This window comes from Bradyrhizobium sp., from assembly GCF_049691595.1.
Classification (GTDB): Bacteria; Pseudomonadota; Alphaproteobacteria; order Rhizobiales; family Xanthobacteraceae; genus Bradyrhizobium.
The window spans coordinates 1-8667 of sequence record NZ_JBAVNZ010000345.1; the positions used below are offsets into that span (position 1 = coordinate 1).

Genomic DNA, 8667 nt, shown 5'->3' on the forward strand with positions numbered 1-8667 from the left:
CTGCCGACGGTGGAAGGCTGGGTGCTGCGTAACATCGGCAATGGTGGCGCGCTGATCGAAGGCCGCAGCGGCATCTACGAGGTCTATGCCGGCGATCCCATCCCGGGCCTCGGCCGCGTCGACGCCATCCGCAAGCAGGACGGCCGCTGGGTGGTCGTGACCAGCAAGGGCCTGATCGTCGCGCGTCGACCCAACTGATCGCTTCACCGCGACGTGAAGCGATCGCCCGGCTAATTCCGGCTCGCTGCGAGACAGGGTGTCCGCCTATCGGCTAGGTTCTCCCGACCGGAAAACGCTGCTCGCCGAGGCGCGGCGTCTTGTCAGCAAATGGGCTCCTCGCGTTGCGATTGGTTGTTGCGGTTTTCATTCTGCTAGGCGGCATTTCGCCGGAGCGCGTGGCCCGAGCCGCCGCGCTGGAGCGCGGGGCCGCGATTACCGATCCACTGGCGTTGCGTGAACTTGACCTCGGCGAGCATCCGGCGCGCGGGCTCGACCGGGCAGGATTCGGCTTGCGTGGGTTCGTCGCGCCGGCTCAATCGGCCGGAGCCCCCATACTCAATGACGAACTATTCGCACTGCCGTCGATGGCGCAGATGCGCCGGGCGCTCGACAATGAATTCGATCGCTATATGGGAAACCACAAGGCAAGACTCGCGAACGAAGCCATCGGCGTCGGCACCGCCTTCGACTGGCAGATGTTCGATCGCTCGCTGCTCTATTCTTCGGGCACACGCTTCGTGCTGGCGGGAATCGTCAACCGGATGGACCGCGCCTATGTGTCGCCCGAGACCTGCGGCGAGATCCGCCTGATCTACCGCCTCACGCGGCTGGGCGAACCTTCGGTCGGCGAGAATGCGCTCTCGCCCCGGTTGCCGATGACGCTGAACCTGGTGTTGAGGGCGAAGGGCGCGAAAGCGTCGGCCCCCGGCGGCATCGCGCTCACCTGCAAGGACATTGCGCGCCGCTGGCTCGCCATGGCGCAATGGCCGCAGACCGGCGCAGAGCTCGCAACCCGGCTGGTGTCAGCCGGCGGGCCGCTCGAATTTATCGAACCCGTCGATGTCAAGCAGATTGAAACCAATCTCCAGATCGCGCACGCGCCGAAATCACCCGTTCGCGATTTCCGCACCGATTATTTGTTGAAGGTGTTTCGCTTCAATGCGCAGGCGCAGTTGTTCGAGGAAGCCCCGCTGGAAAACCAGATCGACCGCGACCGGATTCTGGCAGACGAAAACCTCGCGCGCGACTTCAAGGCGTGGCTGCTCGATATCAGACATTTCAATGAATTCGATCGCGGCACGATTCTGATACCGGAACGATTTCTGGCGAGGGGTGCGATCGCGGCCACGCCGGCCGGGTTTGATCGCTCGGAGCTGCAGCCGGCGTTCGGCCTGCTGCAGGGCGAGGGCACGGCCAACCCCGTGTTCGGTGAAAGCGACGTCGTCGCCGCGCTGAAGCAGGCCGCGGACAACGGCGTGACGCCGCGCAACATCCGCTCGGTCGCCGGCTTCCAGCGCCGGCTGAACGACGTCACCTGCTCCGGCTGTCACCAGACCCGCGGCATCGGCGGTTTTCATTTCCCCGGCGTCGACTGGATGGCAGCAAAACCTTCCAATGAGACCGTCGTGCCGGCGTCCCCGCATTTCTTCGGCGACCAGATCCGCCGCCGCGACATTCTGGGCTCGCTGAGCTCGGGCAGCCGTCCTGACTATTCGCGCGGATTTTCCGAACGCCCGCAGTTGCGCGCCCGGCCGGAATTGATGCGCGAACTTGCGGGAACCGGGTATTACAATGGCTGGGGCGCGCGTTGTTACCGGCAGAGCCCAAAGCAGGCCGACAACGATCCGAGTTTTCGTTCATGGACCTGCGCCAACGGACTGGCCTGCCAGGTTGCCGGAAAAACCTCGCGGATGGGCATGTGCTTCGTCAAGGATCGCTAGTATGGCGCACGCGAATCTGCGTTATTGACTTGCGTGAAGCATCTGCAGCTCGGCAATCCGATTGTCGGCGCGGCGGAGCCGCCGACAAAGCTCGCGGTTGATATTCTGCATCACCATCACGTACGCGTAGATGTCGGCCTTGTAGTACATGTAAAGCTTTTGGGCCGTGAGCTCGTACAGGACGGTTGGGCTCTCCGCGACGACGGTGGCTGACCGGTTCTGCATTTCGATGAGCGTCATTTCGCCGAAAAAATCACCAGGCCCGAGACCCGCCATGCGAATTATGCGCCGCGAATCCCCGAGCTTGTTCACCACGAGCTCGCCGGAGTGAACGATGAACATCGAGCGCCCCGGTTCTCCTTCCGCTACGACAGTGGCACCGACGCCGAAGCGGCGCTCGACCAGCATTGAGACCAAGAGATCGAGGCTTGCGTCGGAGAGGCCACCGAAGAAAGGTGTGGCGAGCAAGAACGCTTTTAGATCCGGCGAGCTGACAGCCATCGACCTAATATACTCCCGCTCCCGGCGGCGGCAAGCGGGCCAAGCCCGACGGGAAGTATCCACGATAAATCGTTGCGCGGGGCTGTCGGGCTGCCGATCGAGCGGGCGGACCGGCCTGAGCATTGCGCTGAAGGGTCTGTAGGGCTGGCCGGACTTAGTCCGCGCGGTCCTCGACCGCCGCTGGCACATCGCGTCGGTTAGCGCGGCGCAGCGATATGTCCGGAGCCGGGAGTAACCCGGGCTCGTAACCGAAGGTTTCGATCCGACGTTCCAGGCTTTAGCCAACGTTCATGTCTGATTCATTTTGCGTATCGGAGTGGGCACCAGGCGTCAGATTTCACCCGCTGGATCAGGCATTGCGCGGGCGGCCAGATTGACAGTGGGCTTGCTAGTCGTGTCTCATCGCGGACGATTTCGCGGGAAGCAAGCATGGACGAGGTCATCATCGTCGGCGCCGGCATCGGCGGGTTGACGCTCGCTCTGGCGCTGCACCAGGCCAACATTCCCTGCCGCATCCTTGAATCCGCCGCCGAGATCAGGGCGGTCGGCGTCGGCATCAACCTGCTGCCACATGCGACCAAGGCGCTTGCCGCGCTTGGCCTCGAACCGGCGCTGGCGAAGGTTGCGATCGCAACCGCGGACGCGACCTTCTTCAACCGCTTCGGCCAGTTGATCTATCAGGAGCCGCTTGGGCGGCTGGCCGGGTACGCGCATCCGCAATTCTCCATCCATCGCGGCGACCTGCAGATGATATTGCTTGACGCTTTTCGTTCCCGCGCCGGCGCGAATCGGTTGCTGACCAACCGGCATTGCGTCGGCGTCGAGCAGGATGCGGCGGGCGTCACCGTGACGTTCTCGGATGGTCCGGGTGGCGCCAACCGCACCACCGTGCGCGGCCGCGTCGCGATCGCCTGCGACGGCATCAACTCCGCCGTTCGCAGGCAGTTCTTTCCGGACGAAGGCGAGCCGCGCTATTCCGGCGTCAACATGTGGCGCGGGGTGACGCGATGGCAACCGATCTTGTCCGGCGCCAGCATGGTGCGGGCCGGCTGGCTGTCGCACGGCAAGATGGTGATTTACCCGATCCGGGCCGCCGGCGCCGATGGGTTGCAGCTCATCAACTGGGTCGCCGAGATCGAAACGCAAAACTACCGCAAGCGCGACTGGAACCGGGCCGGTTCGCTCGACGATTTCATCGAGGCGTTCGCCGACTGGCATTTCGACTGGCTCGACGTGCCCGCCTTCATTCGCGCCGCCGATCATGTGCTGGAATTCCCGATGGTCGATCAGGACCCGCTGCCGCGCTGGAGTTTTGGCCGGGTGACGCTGCTCGGCGACGCCGCGCATCCGATGGTGCCGCGCGGCTCCAACGGTGCGGGACAAGCGATCCTCGATGCCCGCGCGCTGACAACAGCGCTGCTCGAAAACAACGATTCCGTCGCGGCGCTCGCGGCCTACGAAAAGCAACGTCTGGAGGCCACCACGCGCGTCGTGCTCACCAACCGCACCAACCCGCCGGACGCGATCCTGCGCGAGGTGTTTCAGCGCACGAAAGATCAGCCGTTCCGTGCGATCGAGGACGTCATCAGCCGCGAGGAACTTGTCGGCCTCTCCGAAGGCTACAAGCGGATTGCCGGCTATTCGACGGACGCGCTGCGCGGGTAGCCGGTCGAAAAGCCTGCCGCACCGGTTGATTTCGCGTTAGGCTGGGCCAACGCGGTCGGCAAGAACCGCGGCCCGGCATTTCGGGGAGGGGACGATCATGGCGGTTTCTCAGGCGCAAGAGGAGGCGTCGCCGGTCGATGTCGCCGGCTTCATCGATCAGCAGCCGGTCGGCGGCTTCCAGATCAAATTGCTTTTGATCTGCGCGGCGGTGTTGTTTCTCGACGGGTTCGATACCCAGGCGATCGGCTATGTGGCGCCGGCACTGGCCAGGGAATGGAACCTGACCCGCGCCGCGCTCGGCCCGGTGTTCAGCGCCGGACTGTTCGGGCTGATGATCGGCGCGCTGATTTTCGGGCCGCTGGCGGACCGGGTCGGGCGCAAGAACATCATCATCCTCTCGACCCTGGCGTTCGGCCTCGGCACGCTGGCCACGGCTTTCATTGACGACGTCAACACGCTGCTCGCGGTTCGCTTTCTCACCGGGCTTGGCCTTGGCGGCGCGATGCCGAACGCGGTGGCGATGACATCCGAATTCAGTCCGCATCGCCGCCGCGCCACCATGGTGATGATCATGTTCTGCGGCTTTTCGGTCGGTGCCGCGCTCGGCGGCCTGCTCGCGGCGGCGCTGATCCCGCAATTCGGCTGGCGTTCGGTGTTCGTTGTCGGCGGCGTCGCGCCGCTGTTGCTGGCGCCGATCCTGGTGTGGCGGCTGCCCGAATCGGTGCGCTTCCTCGCGCTTAACCGCCGCGCGCATGCGCGCGTCGCCGAATTGCTGGGGTACATCAATCCGAAGGCCGTGCCTGCGGCCGGTACGCAATTCGTGGTGCACGAACCGGTTCTCGCCGGCATTCCGGTGCGGCATCTGTTCCGGGAGGGCCGGACGCTGCCCACGCTGCTGCTGTGGATCGTGTTCTTCATGAGCCTGCTCGATCTCTATTTCCTGTCGAACTGGCTGCCGACCGTGCTCAACGATCTCGGCGCCTCGGTGTCGGCGGCGGCGGCGATCGGCTCGATGCTGCAGGTTGGCGGCGTGGTCGGGACCTTTGCGCTCGGCAGCATCATCGACCGCTTCTCCTTCCGCGCGCTGGCGCTGGTGTATTTCGCGGCCGTGTTCGCGGTCGGCGCCATCGGCCAGCTCAGCCATTCCGTCGCGTTCGTTACCATGGCGATTTTCGCCGCCGGGTTCTGCATCGTCGGTGGCCAGATCGCCGCCAACGCGCTGGCCGCGACCTTCTATCCGACCGCGGTGCGGGCTACCGGCGTCGGCTGGGCGCTCGGCATCGGCCGGGTCGGCTCGATCATAGGTCCTTTGGTCGGCGGCGCGCTGTTGACCGCGAAATGGAGCACGGGATCGGTCTTCCTGGCGGCGGCGACCGCGGCCCTGTGCGCGGCGCTGGCGGCATTTTCGCTGAGCCGGCTCGCCGGCATGAGCGGTGGCAAAGGCGCGGCCGACCAGCCGTCATCGTTCGAAACGGCGCTTGAGCCGGCGACCCCGGCCACACCCTGAGCGGAGACCTCCGATGAGCTCTTCCGAAGAGGACGACAAGCGGCGCGACCGCGAGATCGCGCACAACGAGGCCGTGCGGCGAGCCGTCGGCGCCATCCGCGTCAGCGGCTGGGCGATCGCGCTCGCGGTCATCGTCGGCGTCATCGCTTTCACGATCGGCTGGGCCTGGCTCCGCCGCTGAGCGCGGCGATTGGTTTTGGCCTAGGCGCGACGAAGCCGAGCCTGTGTGAGGACGCGGGGTTACGCCACCGCGCCGGAGGCCCGCAGCTTGCCGATCGCGGCCTCATCATAGCCTGCCTGCCGCAACACCTCGTCGCTGTGCTCGCCGAGCTCGGGCGGTTTTCGTGGCTGGACCTTCCTGGCTCCGTCGATGAAGATCGGGCTGTTGACGGTCAGCATGGTGTCGTTCTCGAACCGCACCAGCACCTCGTTCTCGATCATCTGCCGATCGTGCGGAATGTCGTCGAGGATGCCGATCACGCCGAACACGAGGCCGTTGCCGTCCAGGATCTTGCGCCATTCGGCGAGATCCTTGGTGGCGAAGATGTCGTCGAGAATCCTGATCAGCTCGATCGAGCGCGCGTGGCGGCCGGCCTTGCTGGCAAAGCGTTCGTCGGCGATAAAATCCTCGCGGCCGATGCAGCGGGCAAACGCCGGCCATTGCCGCTCCTCGTTCAGCAGCGACAGGATGATCCAGCGCCCGTCCCGGCATTTGTAATGGTTGGTCACCGCGTTCAGCGCCGCTTCGCGCGGGCGCCGCGGCTGGAATTTCGCGCCGCATAGCGTGGCCTGCGCCAGCACGCCGTTGGCCCAGATGCCGTTGGCCATCAGATTGGTGGAGACATGCGAACCCTTGCCGGTGCGCTCGCGCCTGAACAGTGCAGTGACGATCGCGCCGTAAAACGCCATCGCGCAGGGGTGGTCGCCCATGCCGGCGACCGAGCGCGCGGGCGTGGTGTTTTCATCGGCACGCACCAGGTCCATCAGCCCCGAGCGCGCCCAATAGGCGTTGCTGTCGAAGCCGGGCTTGTTGGCTTCCTCGCCCTTTTCGCCATAGCCGGTGAAGGAGGCATAGATCAGCCGCTCGTTGAGCGGGGCAAGCGTCTCATAGGTCAGGCCGAGCCGGCCGCGCACCGCCGGCGGGAAATTGGTGATGAAGACATCCGCCTCGGCGACGAGGCGATGCAGCACCGCCTGCGCCTCGGGTTTTGCGAGGTCGAGCGCCAGACTCTTCTTGTTGCGGGATTCCAGCATCCACGCGAAATTGTGCTCGCTGTGGGGATAGCCCGGCAGATGCGGCAGGTTGCGGTAGGGATCGCCCGATCCCGGCGGCTCGATCTTGATCACGTCGGCGCCGAAATCCGACAGCACGGTGGCGGCCGCGGGCGCCGCGATGAAACTCGCGCAGTCCAGCACCTTGAGGCCGTCAAAAATGCCCTTTTCCATGATGGCATAGCTCCCGTGACGTTCGTTGGTTTTGTTTCGCGCGTGCTTGAAATCGCTGTTGACGATCCGGATCAAACGCCATTTGACCCATGTTGGGTTGGGGATGCAACGGCACTTTCTTACCCTCCCCTGGAGGGGGAGGGTCGACGCGAATGAAATGAGCGGCGGGGTGGGGTGACAGTCTCTCCCTCGATCGGTGCCCGAGTTGAGAGATCACCCCACCCCGGCTCACATTTCGCTGCGCTCAATGTGAGCCGACCCTCCCCCTCCAGGGGAGGGTGAAACAACTACTCCCCGCCCGACATCAGCGCGGCATTGCCGCCGGCCGCTGCCGTGTTGACCGTCACCGTCTGTTCGGTGGCAAATCGCGCCAGATAATGCGGGCCGCCGGCCTTGGGTCCGGTGCCCGACAGGCCATGGCCGCCGAACGGCTGCACGCCGACCACGGCGCCGATCATGTTGCGGTTGACGTAGATGTTGCCGACCTCAAGCCGGCCGATCACGTCCTCGATCATGTCGTCGATCCGCGAATGGATGCCGAGCGTCAGCCCGTAGCCCGAGCGCTCGATCGATCGCAGCACGCAATCGAGCTGGTCGGCGGGGTAACGCACCACATGCAAAACCGGGCCGAACACTTCTTCCGTCAGTTGGCCGGCGTCGGACAGTTCGAAAATATGCGGCGCGACGAAGTTGCCCGGTGGCGCCTCGCCCGCGAAGTGGACGCGTGCGCCCTTCTTCATCCGCGCGATATGGGTGCCCAGCCGCTGCTTTGCCTCGGCGTCGATCACCGGGCCGATATGGGTGGCGGGGTCGGAGGGGTCGCCGATCCGCAGTTCGCGCGCCGCGCCCGCGATCATCTCGATCATGCGGTCGGCGACCTCGTCCTGAACGAATAATAGCCGCAGCGCCGAGCAGCGCTGGCCGGCAGAGCGGAACGCGGACGCCACGACGTCGTCGGCGACCTGCTCGGGCAAAGCGGTGGCATCGACGATCATGGCGTTGATGCCGCCGGTCTCGGCGATCAGCGGCACGATCGGCCCGTCCTTGGCGGCAAGGGCGCGATTGATCGAACGCGCAACCTCGGTCGAGCCGGTGAAGACGACGCCCGCGATATCGGCATGCGCCACCAGATCGGCGCCGATCCGGCCATCGCCCTGAACCAGATGCAGCGCTGAAGCCGGCACGCCGGCCTCATGCAGCAGGCGCACCGCTTCGGCTGCGATCAGGGGCGTCTGCTCGGCGGGCTTTGCGACCACGGCATTGCCGGCCATCAGCGCCGCCGCAACCTGGCCCAGAAAAATCGCCAGCGGAAAATTCCACGGCGATATCGCGACGAAGGCGCCACGGCCGCGCAGGCTGAGTACATTGCTCTCGCCGGTCGGCCCCGGCATCGCCTCGCTTTCGCCGAACAGTCTTTTGCCCTGCGCCGCGTAATAACGACAGAAGTCGGCGGCCTCGCGCACTTCCGCGAGCGAATCATCGAGCGTCTTGCCGCCCTCGCGCTGCAAGCGCGCGATGAAATGCGCGGACCGCTGCTCCAGCAGGTCGGCGGCCTTTCCCAGAATATCCGCGCGGGTTTGCGCCGGCGCGCGGCTCCAGTCCTTGAAC

General features: G+C 65.4%; 7 protein-coding genes and 1 pseudogene. 5 read left to right on the plus strand and 3 right to left on the minus strand.

Annotated elements, in window-relative coordinates; translation table 11 throughout:
• Both WCE35_RS15335 and WCE35_RS15340 read left to right on the plus strand, forming a co-directional pair.
• Positions 1-198 (plus strand): annotated as a pseudogene (locus WCE35_RS15335) (hypothetical protein); the annotation flags it as partial.
• 197 nt (positions 199-395) lie between these two features.
• On the plus strand, positions 396-1940 hold the full coding sequence (locus WCE35_RS15340) for a hypothetical protein (RefSeq protein ID WP_424594188.1): 1545 nt from the start codon (positions 396-398) through the stop codon (positions 1938-1940).
• 21 nt (positions 1941-1961) lie between these two features.
• On the opposite strand, the gene WCE35_RS15345 is transcribed toward WCE35_RS15340, so the two are convergent.
• A complete protein-coding gene (locus tag WCE35_RS15345; RefSeq protein ID WP_424594189.1) occupies positions 1962-2441 on the minus strand; it encodes a Crp/Fnr family transcriptional regulator in 480 nt (159 codons plus the stop codon).
• A 429-nt stretch (positions 2442-2870) separates the two neighbouring features.
• Here WCE35_RS15345 and WCE35_RS15350 point away from each other — a divergent pair, with 429 nt between their 5' ends.
• The 3 genes from WCE35_RS15350 (at position 2871) to WCE35_RS15360 (ending at position 5794) form a co-directional block, all read left to right on the plus strand.
• Positions 2871-4106 (plus strand): flavin-dependent oxidoreductase, encoded by a 1236-nt coding sequence (locus WCE35_RS15350; protein ID WP_424594190.1) that lies wholly within the window; start codon positions 2871-2873, stop codon positions 4104-4106.
• 97 nt (positions 4107-4203) lie between these two features.
• The gene (locus WCE35_RS15355) at positions 4204-5613 is read left to right on the plus strand and encodes an MFS transporter (RefSeq protein ID WP_424594191.1); all 1410 of its coding nucleotides are present in this window, start codon (positions 4204-4206) and stop codon (positions 5611-5613) included.
• A gap of 13 nt (positions 5614-5626) precedes the next feature.
• Positions 5627-5794, plus strand: a complete 168-nt coding sequence (locus tag WCE35_RS15360; RefSeq protein ID WP_424594192.1) for a hypothetical protein — start codon at positions 5627-5629, stop codon at positions 5792-5794.
• A 59-nt stretch (positions 5795-5853) separates the two neighbouring features.
• On the opposite strand, the gene WCE35_RS15365 is transcribed toward WCE35_RS15360, so the two are convergent.
• Together WCE35_RS15365 and putA are read right to left on the minus strand one after the other, a co-directional pair.
• Entirely contained in the window at positions 5854-7059 is a 1206-nt protein-coding gene (locus tag WCE35_RS15365; RefSeq protein ID WP_424594193.1) for a CaiB/BaiF CoA transferase family protein, read from the minus strand.
• 287 nt (positions 7060-7346) lie between these two features.
• On the minus strand, positions 7347-8667 hold a 1321-nt coding region (gene putA / locus WCE35_RS15370), incomplete at its 5' end, for a bifunctional proline dehydrogenase/L-glutamate gamma-semialdehyde dehydrogenase PutA (protein ID WP_424594194.1).

Coding starts and splice junctions, on each gene's coding strand:
- WCE35_RS15365 (WP_424594193.1), bottom strand. CDS start 7,059: ATGGAAAAGGGCATTTTTGACGGCCTCAAGGTGCTGGACTGCGCGAGT.
- WCE35_RS15345 (WP_424594189.1), bottom strand. CDS start 2,441: ATGGCTGTCAGCTCGCCGGATCTAAAAGCGTTCTTGCTCGCCACACCT.
- WCE35_RS15360 (WP_424594192.1), top strand. CDS start 5,627: ATGAGCTCTTCCGAAGAGGACGACAAGCGGCGCGACCGCGAGATCGCG.
- WCE35_RS15355 (WP_424594191.1), top strand. CDS start 4,204: ATGGCGGTTTCTCAGGCGCAAGAGGAGGCGTCGCCGGTCGATGTCGCC.
- WCE35_RS15350 (WP_424594190.1), top strand. CDS start 2,871: ATGGACGAGGTCATCATCGTCGGCGCCGGCATCGGCGGGTTGACGCTC.